Genomic DNA, 23,294 nt, shown 5'->3' with positions numbered 1-23,294 from the left:
TGATAGCGGGCCTATCCCCCCAGCGTCCGGCGATGTATTTCTCCGCATCCTAGGGCGAGCAGGGTGGCGCAGGTGGCATCCCATTGCGATAACGCCTCGCGTTCTACCAATACCGCCCGACGGATATCCCGGCAATCTCCGCCGGTGATATTGAGTAAAATCAGCGCCGATTGCAGCGGCGGCAGGCTGGGGTTGAAGGCGGCGTTTTCCGCATAGCGGCCGGCGAAAATCCGGCCATCCGCCAGTTGCAATGCCACACCGCTGTGCGCTCGGCTGTAGGGCGCATGGCTCTGGTTGGCTGCCTGCAGGGCCTGTTGTAACAACGGGTCGTCGGCGCTGAGCCCGTTCATTGGGGAGGCTGTTTTTGCTGCCGTTACGCATGAAGCTTCCGGGGTGCTACTGTGCGCTGCCGTTACGCATGAAGCTTCCGGGGTGCTACTGTGCGCTGCCGTTACACATGAAACTTTCGAGGTGCCTCCTTGCGCTGTTTCAACGGATAAACCTCCCCTAAGGGGCGTTGTGTCCGGCGAGAGCAGCTCTTTTGCCAACGAGTAGCCATGATTGACCCGATCCATCAGCAGGCTTTGGATAGACAGATCGCGGGGGCCGAACGCATCGGGCAGATAGTGGGCGAGGGTAGCCGGCGCGCGGCCGGGCAGGTGAATCATGATATCCACGCCGCTGTTCAATTCGTTCATAAACTGCCGGCAGTGGCCGCAGGGGGTGTAGTTGACCGTGATGCCCCGCAGCCGCTGTTCGCCGCGCAGCCAGGCATGGTTGATGGCGCTCTGTTCGGCATGGACGGTTTGCGACAGGGGAACGCCGGGAAATTCCATATTGGCGCCGAAATAAAGATTGCCGCCGATGCCCCGGGCAATGGCGCCTACGTTAAAGTGAGAAACCGGCGCCAGGGCGCAGGCGGCCGCCAAGGGCAATAACGCCAGGCACAGACCGTCTTCGTCCAGGCCGCCGGCCTTCATCAGCGCCATAACCTGCCGGGCGCTCAGCATTCCGTTGAATGACGGTTCGGCGAGTATGGGCGCGAGTGCCGCCCGCAGCCCAGGTTCGAGGGTTGCCAGCGGTGTTTCAAAGCGTGCGTGCATGGTGGGGATTCTCCCGGAATGCCTAGGGAGAGTCATTTTAAACGCTTAAGGCAAAAATAATATGATCAATATCTTATCCCACTACCATGCTAGTCTAAACCGTAGGCAAGATCGGTAACATCCCTCCCTCATTCAGCCGAACACCGCCAGTAATACCGGGAACAGGAAGGGAGCGATCAATGAGGTAATAATGCCGCAGATCACCAGCGCCAGCGAACTGAACGCGCCTTCCTGGAAATCCATCTCGGCGCAGCGGGCGGTGCCCAGGGCGTGGGAGGCGGTGCCCATCGCCAGGCCGCGCGAGGCCCTGGTGGTGATTTTGAGCAGATTCAGCAGCGTGTGGCCGAAAACCGCGCCGAGGATACCGACAAAAATCACGCAGACCGCGCTGATGGCAGGTATGCCCTTAATGGACTGCGATACCGCCATGGCGATGGGGGTGGTGACCGATTTGGGCAGTATCGATGCGGCGATCTCCGGCGTAGCCCCCATCCACAGCGCGATGACGGTACCGGTTATCATGGCGGTGAGGCTGCCGACAAAACAAATGCTGATAATGGATTTCCAGCGTGCGCGGATTTGGTGCAATTGCTCATAAAGAGGAAAGGCCAGGGCCACCACCGCCGGTTGTAATAAATCGTTAAGCACCCGGCTGCCGGCAAAATAACGCTCATAAGGAATGCCGGTCATTAACAGCAAGGGAATAATCACCACCATCGAGACCAATAACGGATTCAACAGCGGCATAGGGTATTTTACCGCCAAACGGCGCGCGGCGAAAAAGACCAGCAGGGTCAACGGCAACGACCACCAGATATTGGCTAACATCATTTATCCTCGCCGGGTCTGGGCGGCTCACCGGCCACCGGGCGATCGCGGTGAATATAATGAGAACTGTAGCCCACCACCAGCATGACAATAAGCGTGCTGACCATGCACGACACCACAATGGGACCGAACTGCGAGGAGAGCTGCTGATAGTAATTCATCACGCCGACCCCGATGGGCACAAATAACAGCGCCATATAGCGAATCAGCAAATGGCAGCCCGGCTTGAGCCACGTCGGCGGCAACAGTTGAAACGAAAGCAGCAAAAACAGGATAAGCATGCCGAGGATACTACCGGGAATGGTAATGGGCAGCAGCGAGGACAGGAAATTACCGATAAATAAACACAGGTAGATCAAGGCAAAAGCGCGGATTAAGGCCCAGCCATTTAAAATTAAATTGCCCATTGTTTTAACCTTATTGCTGAATGCTTTCATCATACAATTAAACTGCAGGACGTGCTACCGCGGGCTGCTTATCCCGGTGAAAGGTTTTAATGACATTGTCATAGATCATGGCTAAGGTAATCCGGTAATTCTGCCGCTCGGCATGATTATTGCTGTCCTATCATTAATAACCTGTGCATTTCATTGACGGCCTGTCCGTCGTAACCAACCGCATGAGGTCTCTATGAAGGTGAAACCGGCTCCGCTTCAGGAGAATCTTATCACGTCGGAACCTCCCCTATCGACAAAGCAATATGAAGACAGCCGGCCTTTGCTCTGGCTGGTGGAACAGCATGTCGGGCCTTATGATGCCACGCTGTTTCTCGGTAATGGCCAGGCGGCCTGCGACGGGGAGTTGCTGGCCGGGCGGGGCATTACCAGCGCCTTGAACGTGGCGGTGAACTTGCCGCTGGCGCCGTTGATTTTGCCGGACGGCATGCTGTTGCGCCGCAGCCATGTGGGCCTGATCGACGGCCGGGGCAACACCGCTCCCCATCTGATGGCGGCGATGCTGGCGCTGGCCGGCCTGCTTACCCAGGCCAGTCCCGGCAAGGCCGGTTATCCCGCCCACCGGCCGGGCAATATCCTGGTGCACTGCCGGGGCGGACGCAGCCGCGGGGTGGCGGTGCTGGCGCTGTTTTTACATCTGGCCCTCACCGAACGCTACCCGACGCTGAAAGATGCCCTTGATCACCTGCGCGGGGTGCGCGGCCTGGACAGCACCGAGCCCTGCGGACCTTTGTGGCAGCTCATGATCCAGTGTCTGAACAGCAATTTAAGCAGCTGGCTGAAGGGGCTGCTGCACGGGTAATGAGGGGCAATTTTTTTGAACTGGCGCACGAAACAGAGCCGGCTAATCTGTTAACAACTATACCTGTCATACTTCACGTTGCCGTCTTTCGGCCACGGGAATTATTTAGGCTATAAGATTTTTTATGCGACCGCTGTTGCGGGTCGGATTCATTTCAGCTGTCAGGAGAGTGTTTTATTATGCCGAACCCACGCTTTTATGGTGTTATTCCGCCGGTACCCACCCTGTTTACCGCAGACGAGCAATTAGACGAAGCCAGCATGGCCAACCTGCTGGACAGCCTGATTGCATCGGACGTCAACGGGCTATTCTTCCTGGGCAGCGCCGGCGAATTCGCCCATATGTCGGAAGCATTGCGTTTTCAGACCGCTGAGTTTTGCGTTAACTATGTCAACAAGCGCAAGCCGGTGCTGGTGGGCATTGCCCATTCCGGCACCCGTGAGGCCATCCGTTTCGGCCTGCATGCGCAAAAAATCGGCGCCGACGGCGTGGTGGCGGTTAATCCTTACTACAATCCCCTCAGTGAGGAAAATCTGTATTTGCATTATAAACACCTCGCCGACGCGCTTGAACTGCCGATCCTTATCTATAACTTTCCCGGCTTGACCGGCCAATCCATTCCGGTGCCGATTATCCGCCGTCTGGCGGAAAGTTGTGAAAATATCGTCGGCCTGAAGGATACGGTGGATACCCTGAGCCATATACGCGAAACCATTCATGCCGTTAAGCCGGTACGGCCCGATTTCGCGGTGTTCTCCGGCTACGACGAGTATCTGTTCGGCACGCTGATCCTCGGCGGCGACGGCTGCATCCCCGCCAGCGCCAACTTCGCGCCCCAGCTGACCTGCGGCATCTATCAGGCCTGGCAGCGGCAGGATTACGCCGAAGCGGTGAGATTGCAGCAGCGGCTCTCCTTTATTCCCGAGCTGTATAACTACGATTTGCCTTTCTATAACGTGGTGAAATACGCCATTCAGTTGGTGGGCGTGAATGTATCGGTGAACGCACTGTGGCCCGCCTCGCCCCTGAGCGATGAACTGAAAGCCAAGATCAAGGCGGCGCTGCGGCGAAGCGAGGTGATTTAAGTCCGACCCCATTCCCCGGTCAGACAGCAAAGAGAACCTGGTTTGTGCTTTCACGTCTGTGAACAGGGCGTTTATGGCGGCGGGCAAAGCATGGGGCGGCCTGAAGCGTTCAGCCCATGTCGGCGGCAGTCCGCCGCGAATAGCGAAAACCGCGGTAAAACAGCCCAAGGCTTACCAGCGTCGCCAGGATCAAGACCCAAAACAGCGTCGCCGGCGGCGCATAGGTGAGCACAAAACCGGTCAGCATCGGGTTGACCGCGCCGCCCAGGCTGCTCAGGTTCTGCATGCCGTAATAACTGCCCTTCAGGTGCGGCGGGGCGATAAAATCGATAAACAGATATTCCACCGGGATGATAATGATTTCCCCCAGGGAGAAGATGGCGACGCCGATTATCCACAGCGGCAGCGAGTGGCGGGCAAACATAAACACCACCAGGCCGATGATAAAAAACAGGCTGCCGGCCACCAGCCAGGGCATCAGGGTCTCGCGCCTGATGTTCCGGCTCACCAGGTATTGCAGCGTAATCACGATGGCGGCGTTGGTGGGCAGTGTCCAGCCCACCACCCGGTAGGCGAACTCACCGTTGAACGCCACCATGAGAAACTGGGAAAGACAGCTGGCGAACTGGCTGCACACCAGGCTGCCCAGGGCGCCGCCGAGGGTGAAATAGATAAGCCGTTTATCATGGCTCAGCACATAAAACACCTGGCGGAAATTGATCGGGTTTACCGCCGGTTTTTCATGGGCCGGTGCTTCATCCGCCATCCCTTCCTGGCCGTCGATATCCACCGGCGGCCGGCCGCAGCGGGGCAGGAACCAGGCCATGATAAGCGCCGCCGCCGCGCTTAAGGCGCCGGACAGATAAAAGGGCAGGGTCGGGTTGGTTTCGGCCACCACCACACCCAGCGGCGGGCCCACCGCCCAGCCGACATTCACCAGCGTATAGTTGACGGAAAACGCCTTGATGCGCGCCGCCACCGGCAGCCACTGGGCGATGGTGGCTTTCAGGGTAATGCTGAACTGCCCATATGCGCTGTTAATCAGCGCGATCAGCACCACCAGTCCCGGAACGGCTCGGCACTGCGGCAGCAGGAAAAACGACAGGGCGAACAGGACCAGTGAACCCAATATCAGCAGATGCTGATTGAACCGGTCCACCAGATAACCGCCGTACAGGCTGAAAACAATGCCCAGGGTCAGGCCCGCCCCCAGCACCAGGCCGATTTCACCGGGCATCATGCCCTGTTGCCGGGAGAGATAGAGTGCAAGAAAGGGCAGGGTCAGGCCGCGCCCGATGGTCATTACGACGGACGTCAAGACCAGGGCGTTGATAACCGGCGGGAATCCTTTTTTGGTCAACGGGGCTTCCATGGTAAAACCTTAAAATGCCCGGCCTGACGAAGGCCGGACAGGTATGTCTACAGGCTAATCCGGAGAGTCATTCCGGCGAGGGGGTCCTTTATTTCACCGCCATGCCCGGGAGCGCGCCGGCATCCGGGCTGAGCAGGAAAATATCCTCCCCCCCCGGGCCGGCCGCCATGACCATGCCCTGGGAAACGCCGAACCGCATCTTGCGCGGCGCCAGGTTGGCCACCATGACCGTCAGACGGCCTTCCAGCAGTTCCGGATCGGGATACGCGGCCCGGATGCCGGAAAATACCTGGCGGGTCTCGCCGCCCAAATCCAGCGTCAGCTTCAGCAGCTTATCCGAACCGTCCACCAGCTCCGCCCGTTTAATCAAGGCAATGCGCATATCCACCTTGGCAAAATCATCAAAGCTGATGGTGTCCAGCAGCGGCTCGTCCGCCAGGGGACCGGCGGCCGGTTTGTCGCCGGATGCGGGCAGGGACGCGGCGGCCTCTTCTTTCGACTCCGCGATCATGGCTTCCACATTAACCGGATCGATACGGTTGAACAGCGCCTTGAAGGTGCTGATGTTATGGCCCGTCAGCGGCGTTTGCATGGCATCCCATTCAAGGGTGACGTTCAGGAAGGCTTCCGCCCGCTGCGCCAATGACGGCAGCACCGGCTTAAGGTAAGTCATCAGCACGCGGAACAGGTTGATGCCCATGGAGCAGACATCCTGCAGCCGCTGATCGCCCCCTTCCTGCTTCGCCACCACCCACGGCGCCTGTTCATCCACATAGCGGTTGGCCACATCCGCCAGCGCCATGATTTCCCGGATCGCCCGGCCGGATTCACGGCTGTTGAACGCCTCGGCAATGCTCGCCGCCGCATCGGTAAAAGTGCGGTAGAGCGCCGGGTCCGCCAGGGTATCGGACAACCGGCCGGCAAAGCGCTTGGCGATAAAGCCGGCGTTGCGGGAAGCCAGGTTCACCACTTTATTGACGATATCCGCATTGACCCGCTGGACAAAATCCTCCAGGTTCAGATCGATATCATCGATATGGGACGAGAGCTTGGCGGCGTAATAATACCGCAGGCAATCCGGGTCCAGATGCTTGAGATAGGTGCTGGCCTTGATAAAGGTGCCGCGGGATTTCGACATCTTGGCGCCGTTCACCGTCACGTAGCCGTGCACGAACAGATTGGTGGGCTTGCGAAAATCGCTGCCTTCCAGCATCGCCGGCCAGAACAGGCTGTGGAAGTAGACGATATCCTTACCGATAAAGTGGTACAGGTCCGCATCGGAACCCACCCGCCAGTAATCGTTAAAATCGATATCGCCCCGCTTGTCGCACAGGTTTTTAAACGACCCCATGTAGCCGATGGGCGCATCCAGCCAGACGTAAAAATATTTCCCCGGCGCATCCGGCACTTCAAAGCCGAAGTAGGGGGCGTCGCGGGAGATATCCCACTGCTGCAGGCCGGATTCAAACCACTCCTGCATCTTGTTGGCCACCTGCTCCTGCAGCGCGCCGGAGCGGGTCCAGGCCTTGAGCATGTCGCTGAAGGCCGGCAGGTCGAAGAAGAAATGTTCCGACTCTCGCATCACCGGCGTGGCGCCGGACACCGCCGATTTCGGGTCGATCAGATCGGTGGGGCTATAGGTGGCGCCGCAGACTTCACAGTTATCGCCGTACTGATCCGGCGACTTGCACACCGGACAGGTGCCCTTGACGAACCGGTCAGGCAAAAACATTTCTTTTTCCGGGTCGTACAGCTGGGAAATAGTCCGGTTTTTGATATAGCCTTTTGCTTTCAACCGCTGGTAGATAAGGTTTGACAGCTCGCGGTTCTCCTCGCTGTGCGTGGAGTGGTAGTTATCATAGCTGACGCCGAAACCGTTGAAATCCGTCAGATGCTCATGGTTCATTTCATCGATCATTTTTTCCGGCGGGATGCCCAACTGCTGTGCCTTCAGCATGATCGGCGTGCCGTGCGCGTCGTCGGCGCAGATGAAATAAACCTGATTGCCGCGCATTCGCTGAAAACGGACCCAAATATCCGCCTGGATATGCTCCAGCATATGGCCTAGATGGATTGAACCGTTAGCGTATGGTAACGCACAGGTTACCAATATTTTTTTCGCGACTTGAGTCATGTTGGGAATGTGCTTTTGTTGGATGTCATAAAGAATTCCGATGGTAACCGATAGCGACACCCCGCGTAAACAAGCTCGGCCAGTTCTGTTATCCTATGCCCATCGATTATAAACCCTATAAGGAGCCGGGATGACTACTCCATCACCCGAAAAATCAACCCCCGACGCGCTGCGCGCCCAGGTTGCCCAGGTCCTCGCCGCGTATCGGCATCCGACCCTCAAGCGCGACCTCACCGTACTTAAGGCGCTGAACCACTGCGCCCTGCTGGACGGCGCGCTGCACATCGAGCTCACCATGCCCTTTGCCTGGCAGAGCGCCTTTGAAGAAATGAAAGAGAGCCTCAGCGCCGAGCTGCTGCGGGTCACCGGCGCCGGCGCCATCGACTGGAAGCTGTCGCACAATATCGCCACCCTGCGCCGGGTCAAGGATCAGCCGGGGGTCAATGGCGTGCGCAACCTGATTGCCGTGAGTTCCGGCAAAGGCGGCGTCGGCAAATCCAGCACCGCGGTCAACCTGGCGCTGGCGCTGGCGGCGGAAGGGGGACGCGTCGGGTTGCTGGACGCGGATATCTACGGTCCTTCCATTCCCGCCATGCTCGGCGCCGCCCATGAACGTCCCACCTCGCCGGACGGCCAGCATATGGCGCCGATCATGGCCCACGGCCTGGCCACCAACTCCATCGGCTATATGGTCACCGACGACAACGCCATGGTCTGGCGCGGTCCTATGGCCAGCAAGGCGCTGCTGCAGCTGCTGCAGGATACCCTCTGGCCGGAGCTGGATTACCTGGTGCTGGATATGCCCCCCGGCACCGGCGATATCCAGCTTACCCTGGCGCAGAACATCCCGGTCACCGGCGCGCTGGTGGTGACCACGCCCCAGGACATCGCCCTGACCGATGCCCGCAAAGGCATCATCATGTTTGAGAAAGTCGGCGTGCCGGTGCTGGGTATCGTGGAAAACATGAGCATGCACATCTGCAGTAACTGCGGGCATCTGGAGGCCATCTTCGGCTCCGGAGGCGCTGAAAAATTGGCGGAACAGTTTAACTGCGCCCTGCTGGGCCAGTTGCCGCTGCATATCAGCCTGCGGGAAGATCTCGACCGGGGCGAACCCACGGTGGTCAGCCGCCCGGACAGCGAATTCACCGACCTCTACCGCCAGCTGGCGGGGCAGGTGGCGGCCCAGCTTTATTGGCAGGGTGAGGTGATCCCCACCGAGATTGCGTTTAAGGCGGTTTAAGAGGAAGGGCGATGGTGCCTGGGTGACATAGAGATTGAATGTTAAACCCGGCATCTTTCGCTCATTTTTAATGAGGATAACAATGATTGTGTTCTGCATCTCAATACTGGAATTTAAGCAAAATTTCGCCGAAACGAGACGGAATGTGTGCAAAAGGCCCGGTGTTTATCCCAACCCGAATCAATACGGCTAATGCCCTTCCTGGCACGGACGAAGGTTTGCCTGTGTCGTGTCGTCGGAAAAGTGACGCGGGTAACAGCATATTCGATGCGCTGTTACCGCCCGAGGGTATATCTCTTGATCTTGAAACGGAGCGCGTGGCTATACAGAGTAGGCCGGCTGATTTACGATAAATGCGTAACTAAACGATCCTGGAGGATAAAAATGGCAACCTTAGACGAACTGTTGGCGAAACGTACCCCAAAAAGCCGTATGAGAATCGCCGCCCGGGTCGAAGAAATTCGGCGCCAAATCACTCACGACAAGATTCGTGACGTTACATTGCCGAATGGGAAAAGCCTCGCAGTTTATGAATAAAGGAATTTGACACCGACAAAACCCCTTTCGATTCAGTAACATTGACGATATCGTTTGACTGCGTCTGGACATCCAGGCGTCGGGATTGGTCTCTTAAATACTACTCGTTGAAGACAAGAAGGCGCATCGGCGTCTTTTCGTCAGCATCCGGCCCTGGCTGCGATTTCTAATCGCTTCCTGACCTCAACCGTAAGCGTCACGCCTGCGCCGTCTTTTAATGACTTTCAGTTTTGGTGAAGATAGTGTCCATCATCTATTTTAATGGACGCAATTCACCGTGGATAAGCAACCCTCAACATCTTCTCGCCATCGCCTCAATTTTCCTCTGAAATTCAAAATTAGCTTCGTGGAACAGTCGCTTAAGCCTGGTGTTTCAATTGCTCAGTTGGCGCGGGCTAATGGTATCAACGACAATTTATTATTCAATTGGCGCCAGCTTTATCGCCAAGGCAAGTTTGGTGTTCATCCGAAGGTCGGCTCGGTAGAGGCCTCCGCTAGGTTCTCAATGCGACGGTGCAGATCGGCGAAATTGGCTGGGTGGTTTGCGTAGCTCATGCCGGAATCATTGGGATTCGCGGGCGAAGAGTGAAGAAATCGGTTTGTAGCCCAGATGTTTCAAGTTAGAAATACTACAGCTATTTTAGATATGTACAGGGTACATTAAATGACTTGATTGATTTACCCTGTACCCTGTACACTTACAATGCTTTAAAAGCCACGATAACGTCAGGGAGTGAGATGTACACTTTTATTGAGCTGCTCGGTTTCAGTAAACGGCGTCAAGGACTTTTGCCGGATGACGAGTTTCGGGCCTTCCAGGAGGTATTAATCGAAGATCCTGAAGCCGGAGACACAATCGCAGGGACTGGGGGATTTCGGAAAATCCGCTGGAGCCGTCCGGGTATGGGCAAGCGTGGTGGCATGCGTGTGATTTACTACAATTTGACGAGTAAAGGACGAATATATCTGGCTCTGGTATATCCCAAAAATGAGCAGGATGATTTAACGGAAGAGCAAAAGAAAGTTCTGAAGCAGTTATCCGATATGATCGTGTAACGTTGAGGTTCTGAAACTCCCATATGGGCGAACTATAAGGCCCAATGCGGCGTCAACGGGGGCGATGAGGTACAGATGAAAGACGAATTATTTGCCGATCTGCTGGCCAGTGCAGAAGAAATGGTAAGAATTGAAAAGGGGGAGCAGACACCGGAATCGGAGCATGTTCATACGTTTAGCCCGATTGATGTTAAAGCCATTCGTGAAGCGACTGGGTTGAAACAACAGGATTTTGCAGTCGCTGTTGGCGTCAGCTATGACCTTGTAAAAAGCTGGGAAACAAAACGGCGTCAGCCAACCGGTGCGCCGCGAAAGTTGTTGCTGCTGCTGCAGACCAACCCTTTTATTATCAACCAGCTTAAAGCTATTTAGTTCTGTGATGCGGTTGCGGCAGGAATAGCCGTTACCGGCTCTCCCCCGCACAGATCCTGACGTGCGCTGCTAACGCATCCGGCTCCTATTGCGGGTGTCTGGCGTAAAAGCGCTGCATAGGATAAGGATGGACGACTCTGGATTAGGGGAGCCAATGTTCTTTTTAAGGAAGAATGAGATCAGATCGGATTTGCTACACAAATGTCTCATTGTCAAATCATGTCGATATCTTAGCGTAAAATTTATATACGCATTGGATATGAGTAAGCGAACTGCGAGCTCACTTCAATTTTGCGGCGTTTACCGATTAAGATCATTGTTTGTTCAACGAGGTGATTACATAAATAATAATAATATCAGCATGTAACCTCATTTCCCTGTGACAATATCCCTTGCGGCTCAGTAGCGTTAACGGTATCATTCAACCGCGTCTGCACATTCAGGCGTCGGGATTGGTCTCCTGAATACTACTCGTTGTGGACATAAAGGCGCTTATGCGTCATTTTTGTCTGCGTCCGGCTCTGGCTGCGGTATCTTATCGCTTCCTTACCTCAATGGTGGGCTGGGCGGGGGCACCGCAAGGTGCGCCGGTAGCCAACGAGGCCGGTAAGACCAACTCCGTTCAGTCCACCACCCGCAAGATTGGTCTCTTTCGGTGGCGGTTATATCAATCACTCGTTGGAGGCTGCCTTTATGGCTACAATCCCCACCCAAAATCGCGCGTTATTTTCCAGCCCCCTCAGTTCAATCACGGATTTCACCGTGCTGGCCGATCACTGTGAGCAGTTCGCCGAAATATTGCTGGAAAGCAGCAATCCCGCTCAGCGGCAATTACTTTGCGCCAAGCTGGCCCACTGTCTGGCCCTGTTGCAGTCCACGATGGGAAATCCTATTCCGCCGCACTTGGTTGAAAGGCTAACAGTGGATGAGCCGCCGTCGAGCTCACCCCGCTTTGAGCCGGAATCCGATCTGCTGTGCGAATATTGTCAAGTCTTAGTGCGGCTGTTGACGGACCGGACGATATCGCAAGATATGGAACCAACCATTATCGGACTGCTGTTTGAGCTGGTGAACTATCTCGCGGATGAACTGCGGGCACCGCGTTGGATACGTACCGCCGATGGGGTAAAAATTATAGAAGAAGTGGAGGTGTCGAAGGAACACTGGATCCCCTGAAAATAACAACCCGCCTTAGGGGGCGTGAGGTTGCGGACAAACGTACTCGAAATCAACAAGGCGGGACAGAATGATAGAAGAGTGAACCTTACGCGCCATGGACCAAAACGCCCGGAGCGTTTAGCTACGATCTAATGTTCTGTCCCAACAGGAGGAAAACTGTGACTAGTAAGATAATTGAATCTCTACGAGAAGATATGGCCCTTTTGTATAAACTTGGCGCGATTGACAAGGCAACATTACGCGGATTCGACGAAATTTGTCCTGCGCCGGTGAAGGAGTCGCGTGCCGACGATAATACAAAAACCGTCCCTAAACCGCAGGATTAAGTAGAGCTTTATTGGATTGACTTTAGTGAACCACCCAGCCCGGCGGGCACAGCTATCGCCAGCCGGGTTTATTGCGGGGTAATAAGTGAGGTATCCGCATCTAGCCGGCCCTTAAGCAGGTCCGCGCGGGTATACACATGCTGAATCGGCGCAATAGTCAGCGCGATGCGCTCCAGCAGATCCTGGGTCGGCGCTTTTTTGCCCTGCATCACCAGCAGCAGCGGCAATAGCAGCACCGCCGACAGCTGGCCCGCCGACAGATGACGGATACGGGTACCGCGGGAATACTGCATCAGCAAAAACGACGTGCTGATGGTAAAGCCCAGCGCCAGCCCGGCAATCACTTCCGAAACCGAATGGGCATGCAAAATGACCCGCGACACGCCGATGGCCAGCGCCAGCAGATAACCAAAGGCCACCGCCGCCAGACGAAAGCGCCGGGACGCCCGGCTGGCCAGAATCCAGATCAACACCGGCCAGATGCTGGCGGATAACGCCGAATGACCGCTGAAGCCGGTAAAATCATAGGCGCGGCTGCCGATGCCCCAGCCCAAAAAGGCCAGCTTCGACACGATAACCACAGCCCCCGCCGAGCCTATCAGCAGCAGCCATTGCAGGCTGGTACGCCTGGTTTCCGCCTTCCAAAGCAGCAAAGCGACGATAATGACCGCGCAGGGCAGCAACAGCATGGTGTCGCCAAAAAAAGTCAGCCAATGCCAATTCATTCAATAACGCTCAGTCTGATTGTATGGGGATGATGAATAAAACTATGGTTATACTTTACGCAAGCGCGCGTGTTTGCTCCAGCTTGAATTATCTTAATTCTGTGACTTAACTCGCTGCAAAGCACAAAATACATGTTCCAGAGAAAGGGAACCCGCCGCAAACACTGGTATCGTTTTCACTGGCACTCTATAATTGCCGCGTCAAACGCGCCGCAAACGCGTATCCCTTCTCTTTTTTTACCAGGCCACTTATTGTATGACTGACAAGCCCCACCAGTGCGTTATTATCGGCATTGCCGGCGCATCTGCCTCTGGAAAAAGTCTCATTGCCAGCACGTTGTACCGCGAATTATGTGAACAGGTAGGGGACGAACACATCGGCATCATCCCCGAAGACAGCTATTATCAAGATCAAAGCCATATGATCATGAGCGAACGGGTAAAAACCAACTACGATCATCCCAGCTCCATGGATCATAATCTGCTGTTCCAGCACCTGCAGATGCTCAAGGCCGGCAAGGCCATCGAAATGCCGGTATACAGCTATCTGGAGCATACGCGCCGTCCGGAAACCCTGCACCTGGCGCCGAAAAAAGTGATTATTCTGGAAGGGATCCTGCTGCTCACCGATGTTCGCCTGCGAGAAGAGATGAATTTTTCCATTTTTGTCGATACCCCGCTGGATATCTGCCTGCTGCGGCGCATGAAACGCGATGTCAATGAACGCGGACGATCCATGGACACTGTGATGGAGCAGTACCAAAAGACCGTGCGCCCCATGTTCTTGCAATTTATCGAGCCTTCCAAGCAATATGCGGACATTATTGTCCCACGCGGCGGTAAAAACCGTATTGCCATCGATATACTGAAGGCCAAGATCAGTCAGTTTTTTGAATAAAACGCCCCACCCGCGCAACGGACGCCCGCGAGGATGACGGCCCCTTTTAGCGTCTTACGGAGAAACCCGCGATGAGACTGTGCGATCGAGACATAGAAGCCTGGCTGGACGATGGCCGGCTGGTAATCAGCCCCCGTCCTCCCCTGGAGCGCATTAACGGCGCCACGGTGGATGTCCGGCTCGGCAATCAGTTCAGGGTATTTCAGGGACACAATGCGGCTTTTATCGACCTGAGCGGCCCCAAGGATGAAGTGACCGCGGCGCTGGACCTGGTGATGAGCGATGAAATCGTCTTGCCCGAAGGGGGCGCGTTTTATCTGCACCCCGCCGAACTGGCCCTGGCGGTCACCCTGGAATCCGTCACGCTGCCGGATAACCTGGTGGGCTGGCTGGACGGCCGCTCGTCCCTGGCCCGGCTCGGTTTGATGGTGCATGTCACCGCCCATCGCATCGATCCCGGCTGGCAGGGTAGAATCGTGCTGGAGTTCTATAATTCAGGAAAGCTACCACTGGCTTTGCGCCCCGGGATGTTGATTGGGGCGCTGAGCTTCGAGCCCTTAAGCGGTCCGGCGGCGCGTCCGTACAATCGCCGCGAAGACGCCAAATACCGCAATCAACAGGGAGCCGTTGCCAGCCGTATCGATAAGGATTAATCCCGCCGGACGCAGGGTTAGGGCAGAGACAACAGATGGGGATTTCATGAAGAGATTACTGACTACGCTGGTCATACTGCTGGCGGTTCTGGTTGTCGGTATCACCGCGTTGGTGGTGCTGATCAACCCTAATGATTTTCGTCACTATATGGTCAGCAAGGTTAAACAGCGCAGCGGTTATACCCTGGCCCTTGACGGCGATCTGCGCTGGCATGTCTGGCCGCAGCTCAGCATCCTGGCCGGACATATGACGCTTACCGCGCCCGGAGCCAGCGTGGCGGTGGTAAGCGCGGAAAATATGCGCCTCGACGTCGAGCTTTGGCCTCTGCTGTCCCATCAGCTCGCCATCAAGCAGGTCATGCTGAAAGGGGCGGTTATCACCCTCACCCCCGACAGCTCCGCCCGCCGGCCGGAAAACGCCCCTATCGAGCCGGCCGACACCCCGAACCCGGTCAGCCAGCCGGGCTGGTCTTATGACATCGCCAGCCTGAAACTCACCGACAGCCTGATGATTTGGCAGCGGCAGCCCAACGAACAGATCAACCTGCGGGATTTAAACCTGGATGTAGAGCAAAGCGCCACCCGGCAGGCCGACATCACCTTTTCCAGCCGCATCAACCGCGACCAGCGGGATTTGACGGTATCCCTCAAAGGCAATGTGGATTTAAGCCATTATCCGCGCCAGATGACCGCCCGCCTCGACAGCGTTGACTACCAACTGCACGGTTCCGGACTGCCGGCGGACGGCATCAAGGGCGAAGGCAAACTCAGCGCCGACTATTCCCGCACCAACCAAACGCTGGAAATCAGCAATCTGACCCTCAGCGCCAATGACAGCCACCTCTCGGGCCAAGCCAGCGCCAAGATGGATGCGGTGCCGGTCTATCAGCTGGATTTGAATGCGCAGCATCTCAATCTGGACAACCTGATGGGCTTTACCCCGGACAACGCCGCCGACAATAACGGCCAGTCAGCGGTCCATCAAAGCAACGGCAGGCCGATCATCGTCTCCGCCATGGAGGTCCATAATCCGTCATTCCTCAACGCCTTCAACGGCCAGCTCAACCTGACGGCGGATCAGGTCATCTATCACGGTTTGAATATCACCAGCTTCAAGACCCAGGCGGACAATCGCCACGGCCACCTGTCCCTCAACACCCTGAACGGCAAGCTGGGGGAAGGGGAGTTTAACCTGCCCGGCACCGTCGATGTTACCGGACCGCAGCCCAAATTCGAACTGCATCCCGATATCAAACGGGTGGCGCTCGGACCGTTGATGCAGGCCTTCTCCTTGCCGCAGACCCTTACCGGCCTGCTGTCGGTGGAAGGGCAAATAACCGGCCGATCGCTCACCGCCGATGATTTTGCGCAGAACTGGCAGGGCTCCGGCCGCATGGCGCTGGACAATGCCCGACTGGAAGGGCTGAATATCCAGCAGCTGATTCAGCGGGCGGTTGCGCGCAGCAACAGCAGCGTCAGCGCGCAGCAGCGCACGGAAAATTATTCCGAAGTGAAACAGCTCACCGCCCAGGCCACCTTGAACCACGGCAGCCTGCAGTTGGACAACCTGGCGGGTGACTCCGACCTGCTAGCCCTCAGCGGCAACGGGACGCTCAATCTGCCGGGCCGGCAGTGCGACGTGAACCTGAATATCAGGGTACTGCAAGGCTGGCAGGGCGATCCGCAAACGGTGGCGGCCCTGGTGGCCACCCCCATCCCGCTGCGCGTCTACGGCCCCTGGGATGCCCTTAGCTATCAGCTGCATGTGGATCAGCTTATCCGCAAACAGCTCGAGTATGAAGTGAAGCGCCGCCTCAACGACTGGGCGCAGAAAAACCAGAACCACCCGCAAAACAAAAATGTCCAGAAGCTGCTGGAGAAGCTATAACGCGGGTATCCGCCCACAGTGTCACAGCTCGACCATATCACCCGGCAATCAGCGTATCGCCGGGTGATAAATTTTATCCCCCGCAGGCTGTGCCGAAGATAAAGGTAGCGGCATGCCCATCGCGACAGCTTACACTTCGTACTCCGCTTCGCTCACCGGCGTAATCAGCACCTTCAAAATCCGGTGGCTCTCCACTTCCAGGATGTCGAACAGGTAATTATCGATAGAAATCCGGTCCCCCACCTGGGGAATGGTTTGGCTATGCTCCATCAATAATCCCGCCAGGGTGTGATACTCCCGCCGTTCGGCCAGGGAAATATCGATATACCCCGCCAAATCCTCCAGCGGCAGGTAGCCGTTGACAATCAGCGTACCGTCGTCGTGCTGCCGTATATCATGGCGGGGATCCATCTCCTCATTTTCCAGCGGCAGGTTGCCGGCAATGGTCTCCATGATATCGCTCAGGGTGATAATCCCCTCCACCGAACCGAACTCATCGACGATAAAGGCAAAATGGGTATGGGCCTCGCGGAACTGCTCAAGGGCCAGCAACAGCGACAACTGCTCATGAAACACCAACGGCTGGCGGATCAGCGAGCGGATATCCAACGGCTCTTGACGCAGCTGCTGGGTCAATAGATCAATCACATGTACCACCCCCAGCGGCTCATTGGACGCCGAATCCTCGGTAATCACCAGCCGGGTGTGCTGGTTGTTTTCCAGCAGGGAAACGATTTTATCCGGCGGATCCCGCAAATCGATATGCTCGATATCATGGCGAGAGGTCATCACGCTGCTGACGGTGCGCTGTGCCATGCCCAGTACCCGCTCAATCATGCGCCGCTCCTGCTCATTGAAGACCTCCTGGCCTTCTCCCTCGTTATCGGCGATTAACGACGATGACTGGGCATCCAGCTCCGCTTCCTCATGCTTACCGTTCAGCATACGCAATACCGCCTCGGCAGTACGCTTGCGCAACGGCACCGAGGAAGATAAAAAGCGCCGCCGGTTGAACTGCGCCAGCTGATTAAGACATTCAATCCCGATGGAGAATCCGATGGCGGCATACAGATAACCCTTCGGAATAGAGTAACCGAAGCCGTCCGCCACCAGGCTAAAGCCAATCATCAGCAAAAAGCTCAAACAGAGGATAACAATGGTGGGATGAGCATTGATAAAGCGGGTCAGGGCCTTGCTGGCCAGCATCATCACGCCAATGGCCACCACCACCGCCACCATCATCACCGCCAGATGATCCACCATGCCCACGGCGGTAATCACCGAATCCAGGGAAAATACCGCATCCAGAATAACGATCTGAACCACCACCGGCCAGAATCGCGCTCCTTTGCGCTCCGATTCTGATTCTTCGTCACTGCCCTCAAGCCGGTCATTAAGCTCCATGGTGGCTTTGAAGATAAGAAAGATACCTCCGGCCAGCATGATCAGGTCACGCGGGCTAAAGGGGTGCCCCAGGGCGCTAAACAGGGGAGATGTCAAAGAGACCAGCCACGACATGGACGCCAGCAGCAATAACCGCATCACCAGCGCCAGGGCCAATCCCACTAATCTGGCGCGATCGCGCTGACCCGCGGGCAGCTTCTCCGCCAGAATGGCGATAAACACCAGGTTGTCGATGCCCAACACCAGCTCCAGCACTATCAGCGTTGCCAGACCGGCCCACATTGTCGGATCAGCGATCCATTCCATAATCGGCGTTTTACCTTATGTATTAGCGGTTCAGAAGGGAATGATGGGAGTTAACCGGAGAAAACTCAATAATTGCTTAATCAAAATTGGGTATTTTTTAATCGATTTTGATCACTATGAAAGGCTAATGACAAAATAATTAAGTTCATTTATTGATTTGTAACTCGCTACAATTAAATCTTAGTGAATGGTTTGTATATTAATCATTCTAAACTTGAATTAAAAAAAACCTTAATCCACATTGGCCTTTAACAGGCCACAGGAAGGGATATAATAAGTTTTTGTTATTTTTCAAGGAGGTCCGGCAATAAACGCCCACTTTTTGTAAGTAAAACACCATTCTGCGCCAGTCACTTCTACCGAAACGGGTAGTCTTATTCCTAAAACTCAGGGCAGTGGACATGGAAACCTTGTAAAGAGATAATTAATAATTAGTATAACAATGATGAGGCATATGTTGTGCCAATACTGTCTTTTTTGAATAAAAAAACGCTAAGGCAGATTGGATTTGTGACAAAGCTAACATTGTGATGGTGTTACAGCCTATAGCAAAGCAACAACTAAAGGCAGTTTTGTGAGAGATGAAGAAGTGCGCATTGGTTGCTGCAAGCCAAGGGCGGTAGCGTGCCTCGGCATAATTCACGCGCACTGAAGTGTACAAGCCTGAATCGGCTTGCTGCAATTGCACACCAAGTCTGCTCATCTTTGGCAGGCCGGCATGATGTGTCGCACATCACAGCCAAACCGCTTCATAGCCTTTTAAAATTATAATCGGTGTTTGAGCGGACGCGCTGAACCGTCCTCATTAAGTTATGTCGCAATCGCAGTGACGGCCGGCCAAAGTCAATCCATAACTAAAGCTTCACTCCTACCTACCGATAATACTTCCGCCAAGCGCTGCCGTGCTTGAGCGCTAGATCAAACAGGATCATAATGATAAGTTCTATAGTTGTATTTTTCAGCTATATTTGCTCAAGTAGTTCTATCTTTACAGTGGATGACGTTCTTAAGAGATGTGAGGCGATGACACGGAACAACCCTTGCAACCGAAGTACCTGGACACATAGCGCGATGTTTTGGGACCTTTTTGGCACTAACCCCCTTTCGGAAGGCGGTATCAAAGACATGGATACGCTTTTTAGCCGAGCAACAACGAGAGTGACGATAACTCAATGATGAAAACAAAACTTAAGTTGATGCCGCTTTTGGTGTCTCTGAGCATGATCAGTGGCTGTACGGTTGTTCCGGGTATGAATTTGACGACAAGTGGCAAAACGGTGATAAAGCAAGACGATTCGAACATAGATATTAGCCGTTTTGTTAATGTTTTCCCATTAACGCCAAAACTGGTTGAAGATATGCGAGCGAAACCGAATATCGCCAAAGCAAATGCCTCACTCGAACAACAAATACAACAGTATGAATATCGGATTGGCGCGGGAGATGTACTTACGATCACTGTATATGATCATCCTGAATTGACTACCCCAGCTGGAACATATCGTAGTGCTAGCGATGCAGGGAATTGGGTTCATTCGGATGGCACAATATTTTATCCCTACATAGGAAGGGTTGCTGTAGCTGGCAGAACTATTAGCCAAGTGCGGGATGAAATCTCGAATAGACTAGCACAATATATCGAAAGTCCCCAAGTGGACGTGAGTATTGCCACCTTTAGATCTCAGAGAGCTTATGTTACAGGTGAGGTTTTGAAATCTGGTCCACAACCGATTACGAATGTTCCTTTGACCGTGCTAGATGCCATTAATAATGCAGGGGGTCTAACTGTAGACGCAGATTGGCGTGATATTATCTTAACCCATGACGGAAAGGAACAATCTATCTCGTTACAAGCACTAATGCAAAACGGGGATTTGACTCAAAATCATTTACTTTACCCGAGTGATATTCTTTTTATTCCAAGAAATGATGATTTGAAAGTGTTTGTCATGGGTGAAGTTAATAAGCAAGCAACGCTCAAAATGGATCGAAGTGGTATGACATTAACGGAAGCATTGGGTAATGCAGAGGGTGTAAATCAGATTACAGCTGACGCTACGGGTATATTTGTGATCAGGCCGTTACGAGGTAAGCAAGGAGGCAAAATTGCTAATATATACCAGTTGGACACAGCAGATGCTACCGCTCTTGTAATTGGAACAGAATTTCAACTACAGCCTTACGACGTAGTATATGTGACCACGGCTCCAGTGGCTCGCTGGAATCGCGTAATATCGCAACTTGTACCTACCATATCAGGAGTTAACAACATAAGTGACACTGCTAATAGGTGAAAAAATGTTTGATTCTATATTAGTAGTTTGTGTAGGGAATATATGCCGCTCCCCGGTGGGTGAAAGAATATTGAAAAATTATCTTTCATATAAAATTGTTGAATCAGCAGGGTTAAATGCAGTAGCTGGTCACAGTGCTGACGACACAGCGCAAAGAGTAGCTCAACAACATGGCATTTCACTTGAAGGTCACATTGCGAGACAAGTTACATTCGAAATGTGTAAAAGGAATGACCTGATTTTAGTAATGGAAAAAAAACATTTAGCTTCTCTTTGTAATTTATTTCCAGAGATACGTGGTAAAACGATGCTATTTGGACATTGGGATAAAGATGTAGAAATCTATGATCCCTATCGAAAAAACCAGGAAGTTTTTGAAGCTGTTTTTAATATGTTAGATAAATCAGCATATCAATGGGCCAAAGTGTTGGGCAAATAGTTGGGAAAACTAATGTCAGAAAAACAAACAATAACGACTGCGAGCAACGATAACAACAATGTATTCGATACCGCTAGATTGATTGGTACATTGATTGACAATAGCTGGCTAATAATTGGGGTAACCTCATTATTTGCGTTAGTAGCTATTCTATATTCAATTTTTGCGCAGCCTATGTATCAAGCTGATTCGCTAGTGCAGGTTGAAAAAAATACAAGCACTTCTTTAATAACAAATATAGCTGAAATGCTTCCAAATAATCAGCCTGAATCTACTACAGAAATTGAATTAATCCAGTCTAGGATGATTCTTGGTAAAACCATAAAAGATTTAGGACTTGAAACCACAATCAGCGAGAAATATTTCCCCGTTATTGGTAAAGGATTAGCGCGTATCTTAAATAAAGAGCCAGCAAACCTAGTATTGAGTAATTTTGATGTCGACCCATCCTTATATGGACAGCCATTCATACTTAAGGTTAAAGATAGCGAAAATTTTACCTTGGAATCTCCTAACGGCACTATTGTTAATGGGAAACTGGGGCAAAAAAATCAAAATTCTGAATATAATATACTTGTTACTGGAATAAAAGCGGATTCTGGGACAGAATTCGAAATAGTAAGAAATTCTGAGCTTTCACAATATAACAATTTGCTTAACTCACTCACAGTACAAGATAAGGGAAAAGATACTGGAGTACTTACGCTGAGTTTAATTGGCGATAACAAAGATCAAGTACAACGAGTACTTAACAGTATTACGACTAATTATTTAATGCAAAATATTGAGAGAAAATCAGAAGAAGCAGCGAAAAGTTTAAGCTTTTTGAAACAACAACTACCAATCGTCCGAAGTAATCTTGATGAAGCTGAAAATAAATTAAATTTATTCAGGCAGCAAAACGATTCAGTGGACGTACCCCTCGAAGCAAAATCAATTTTAGATACCATTGCAGCTACTGATGCACAACTTAATGAATTAACTTTCAAGGAGGCAGAAATTTCACAGTTGTACACAAAGGAACATCCGGCATATAAAGCGTTGCTTGAGAAAAGACAGACATTAGAAGATGAGAAAGAAAAATTAAATCAACGTGTTAACCATATGCCAAAGACTCAACAGGAAATAATAAAACTAACAAGAGATGTTGAGTCTGGACAGGCAATTTATATGCAACTGCTTAATAAGCAATCCGAATTAAGCATTAATAAAGCTAGCACCGTTGGCAATGTTCGTATTGTTGATCCTGCAATGACAGATCCGTCTCCGGTTAAGCCAAAGAAAACTCTAATAATTTTAATAACGACTTTATTAGGTGCTATATTATCAATTACTTTTGTTTTAATAAAGAGCATATTACACCGTGGTATAGAAAGTCCTGATGCTTTGGAAGAAAGGGGGATTAGTGTATATGCTAGTATTCCTTTATCCGAATGGCAAAAGAGTAAAGACAACGATTTGTTTTTGAGTCGACATAGGGTAAAAAGCAATACCAGAACAGTTGAATTGCTAGCCGTAGGAAATCCGACGGACCTTGCTATGGAAGCAATCAGAAGTTTAAGAACTAGTATTCATTTTGCCTTAGTTGAGGCAAAAAATAATGTCATTCTAATTTCAGGGGCGAGTCCTGCTAGCGGAAAAACTTTTGTTTGCATGAATTTAGCTGCTGTAATTGCACAAAGCCAAAAAAAGATCCTTTTCATTGATGCTGACATGAGAAAAGGTTATTCGCATGAATTATTAAGCATTAAAAATGATAAGGGTTTGTCAGAAATTCTTTCAGGACAAAGTGATTACGTTACAGCAATCAAAGAAACAACAATCGAAGGATTGAATTTCATTTCTAGGGGCTCTATTCCTCCAAATCCTTCAGAGCTGTTAATGAGAAAAAACTTTAAAGACCTTTTGGATTGGGCTAGCGCAAATTACGAAATAGTATTGATTGATACACCCCCAATTTTAGCTGTCACTGACGCATCTATTATTTCAAGGTACGTTGGCACCTCACTATTAGTAGCTAGATTTGGAGTTAATACAATAAAGGAGATGGAAGTATGTATTCGAAGATTTGAAACTACTGGCACCCAAATCAAAGGTGTTATTTTGAACGCGATCGAGAAGAAAGCCAGTAGCTATTATGGTGAATATGGCTATTACCATTATACATACGACTCAAAAAAAGAGTAACTTTGGAT

General features: G+C 52.5%; 21 protein-coding genes and 1 pseudogene. 15 read left to right on the top strand and 7 right to left on the bottom strand.

Features of this window, described 5'->3' with window-relative positions; genetic code table 11:
* Positions 1-11: 11 nt before the first annotated feature.
* The 3 genes from cdd to ACL2XO_RS18760 all read right to left on the bottom strand — a co-directional run bounded on the left by cdd (position 12) and on the right by ACL2XO_RS18760 (position 2,338).
* Positions 12-1,103 carry a cytidine deaminase gene (gene cdd / locus ACL2XO_RS18770; RefSeq protein WP_413741280.1) on the bottom strand — a complete coding sequence of 364 codons (1,092 nt, stop codon included), beginning with the start codon at positions 1,101-1,103 and terminating at the stop codon, positions 12-14.
* 132 nt (positions 1,104-1,235) lie between these two features.
* Positions 1,236-1,931, bottom strand: coding sequence for a CidB/LrgB family autolysis modulator (locus tag ACL2XO_RS18765; protein ID WP_132928076.1), 696 nt, complete (start codon positions 1,929-1,931; stop codon positions 1,236-1,238).
* Complete coding sequence (locus ACL2XO_RS18760; protein WP_203523431.1) at positions 1,931-2,338, bottom strand: CidA/LrgA family protein; 408 nt, start codon at positions 2,336-2,338, stop codon at positions 1,931-1,933. The genes ACL2XO_RS18765 and ACL2XO_RS18760 overlap by 1 nt, the downstream gene beginning before the upstream one ends.
* A gap of 223 nt (positions 2,339-2,561) precedes the next feature.
* Here ACL2XO_RS18760 and ACL2XO_RS18755 point away from each other — a divergent pair, with 223 nt between their 5' ends.
* A complete protein-coding gene (locus ACL2XO_RS18755; protein ID WP_413741279.1) occupies positions 2,562-3,188 on the top strand; it encodes a protein phosphatase in 627 nt (208 codons plus the stop codon).
* 179 nt (positions 3,189-3,367) lie between these two features.
* Entirely contained in the window at positions 3,368-4,273 is a 906-nt protein-coding gene (locus ACL2XO_RS18750) for a dihydrodipicolinate synthase family protein (RefSeq protein ID WP_413741278.1), read from the top strand.
* Between the two features lie 109 nt (positions 4,274-4,382).
* Here ACL2XO_RS18750 and ACL2XO_RS18745 read toward each other — a convergent pair whose 3' ends face one another.
* Together ACL2XO_RS18745 and metG are read right to left on the bottom strand one after the other, a co-directional pair.
* Positions 4,383-5,645, bottom strand: coding sequence for an MFS transporter (locus tag ACL2XO_RS18745; protein WP_413725064.1), 1,263 nt, complete (start codon positions 5,643-5,645; stop codon positions 4,383-4,385).
* Positions 5,646-5,733: 88 nt separating this feature from the next.
* Positions 5,734-7,779 (bottom strand): methionine--tRNA ligase, encoded by a 2,046-nt coding sequence (metG, locus tag ACL2XO_RS18740; RefSeq protein ID WP_413741277.1) that lies wholly within the window; start codon positions 7,777-7,779, stop codon positions 5,734-5,736.
* Positions 7,780-7,909: 130 nt separating this feature from the next.
* Here metG and apbC point away from each other — a divergent pair, with 130 nt between their 5' ends.
* From apbC to ACL2XO_RS18705, 7 genes and pseudogenes are all read left to right on the top strand, one after another.
* Positions 7,910-9,022 (top strand): iron-sulfur cluster carrier protein ApbC, encoded by a 1,113-nt coding sequence (gene apbC, locus ACL2XO_RS18735; protein WP_413741276.1) that lies wholly within the window; start codon positions 7,910-7,912, stop codon positions 9,020-9,022.
* Positions 9,023-9,406: 384 nt separating this feature from the next.
* Complete coding sequence (locus ACL2XO_RS18730; RefSeq protein ID WP_413725062.1) at positions 9,407-9,559, top strand: hypothetical protein; 153 nt, start codon at positions 9,407-9,409, stop codon at positions 9,557-9,559.
* A 307-nt stretch (positions 9,560-9,866) separates the two neighbouring features.
* Positions 9,867-10,109, top strand: a pseudogene (locus ACL2XO_RS18725) (transposase); the annotation flags it as partial.
* Positions 10,110-10,297: 188 nt separating this feature from the next.
* Complete coding sequence (locus ACL2XO_RS18720; RefSeq protein ID WP_413741275.1) at positions 10,298-10,615, top strand: type II toxin-antitoxin system RelE/ParE family toxin; 318 nt, start codon at positions 10,298-10,300, stop codon at positions 10,613-10,615.
* A 75-nt stretch (positions 10,616-10,690) separates the two neighbouring features.
* Entirely contained in the window at positions 10,691-10,987 is a 297-nt protein-coding gene (nadS, locus tag ACL2XO_RS18715) for a NadS family protein (protein WP_413725060.1), read from the top strand.
* Positions 10,988-11,481: 494 nt separating this feature from the next.
* Positions 11,482-11,769: an ash family protein gene (locus ACL2XO_RS18710; RefSeq protein ID WP_413725059.1), complete on the top strand. Its 288-nt coding sequence runs from the start codon at positions 11,482-11,484 to the stop codon at positions 11,767-11,769.
* Entirely contained in the window at positions 11,681-12,163 is a 483-nt protein-coding gene (locus ACL2XO_RS18705) for a hypothetical protein (protein ID WP_413741274.1), read from the top strand. Before ACL2XO_RS18710 ends, ACL2XO_RS18705 begins: the two co-directional genes overlap by 89 nt.
* A gap of 397 nt (positions 12,164-12,560) precedes the next feature.
* On the opposite strand, the gene ACL2XO_RS18700 is transcribed toward ACL2XO_RS18705, so the two are convergent.
* Positions 12,561-13,217, bottom strand: coding sequence for a phosphatase PAP2 family protein (locus ACL2XO_RS18700; protein ID WP_413741273.1), 657 nt, complete (start codon positions 13,215-13,217; stop codon positions 12,561-12,563).
* 256 nt (positions 13,218-13,473) lie between these two features.
* Between ACL2XO_RS18700 and udk the strand changes: the two genes are divergently transcribed.
* The 3 genes from udk to asmA all read left to right on the top strand — a co-directional run bounded on the left by udk (position 13,474) and on the right by asmA (position 16,656).
* Entirely contained in the window at positions 13,474-14,115 is a 642-nt protein-coding gene (udk, locus tag ACL2XO_RS18695) for a uridine kinase (RefSeq protein WP_413725056.1), read from the top strand.
* Positions 14,116-14,186: 71 nt separating this feature from the next.
* On the top strand, positions 14,187-14,768 hold the full coding sequence (gene dcd / locus ACL2XO_RS18690) for a dCTP deaminase (protein WP_132927436.1): 582 nt from the start codon (positions 14,187-14,189) through the stop codon (positions 14,766-14,768).
* A 46-nt stretch (positions 14,769-14,814) separates the two neighbouring features.
* Complete coding sequence (gene asmA / locus ACL2XO_RS18685) at positions 14,815-16,656, top strand: outer membrane assembly protein AsmA (protein ID WP_413741272.1); 1,842 nt, start codon at positions 14,815-14,817, stop codon at positions 16,654-16,656.
* A 129-nt stretch (positions 16,657-16,785) separates the two neighbouring features.
* Here the strand turns inward: asmA and ACL2XO_RS18680 are convergent, their stop codons facing one another.
* A complete protein-coding gene (locus ACL2XO_RS18680) occupies positions 16,786-18,366 on the bottom strand; it encodes a TerC family protein (RefSeq protein WP_413741271.1) in 1,581 nt (526 codons plus the stop codon).
* A 1,172-nt stretch (positions 18,367-19,538) separates the two neighbouring features.
* On the opposite strand from ACL2XO_RS18680, the gene ACL2XO_RS18675 reads away from it, so the two are divergent.
* Genes ACL2XO_RS18675 through wzc form a run of 3 tightly spaced genes read left to right on the top strand, consistent with a single transcriptional unit; the run spans position 19,539 to position 23,286 of the window.
* Positions 19,539-20,660 carry a polysaccharide export protein gene (locus tag ACL2XO_RS18675; protein ID WP_413741270.1) on the top strand — a complete coding sequence of 374 codons (1,122 nt, stop codon included), beginning with the start codon at positions 19,539-19,541 and terminating at the stop codon, positions 20,658-20,660.
* 4 nt (positions 20,661-20,664) lie between these two features.
* Complete coding sequence (locus ACL2XO_RS18670) at positions 20,665-21,099, top strand: protein tyrosine phosphatase (protein WP_413741269.1); 435 nt, start codon at positions 20,665-20,667, stop codon at positions 21,097-21,099.
* Positions 21,100-21,111: 12 nt separating this feature from the next.
* A complete protein-coding gene (gene wzc / locus ACL2XO_RS18665) occupies positions 21,112-23,286 on the top strand; it encodes a tyrosine-protein kinase Wzc (RefSeq protein ID WP_413741268.1) in 2,175 nt (724 codons plus the stop codon).
* The last annotated feature ends 8 nt before the right edge of the window (positions 23,287-23,294 follow it).

It is taken from the genome of Sodalis sp. RH15 (assembly GCF_047324255.1).
In the GTDB taxonomy this organism is placed as follows: Bacteria; Pseudomonadota; Gammaproteobacteria; order Enterobacterales; family Enterobacteriaceae; genus Acerihabitans; species Acerihabitans ligni.
The sequence above is the reverse complement of the archived record's forward strand: the minus strand, read 5'-3'. Positions and strand labels throughout refer to the sequence as shown.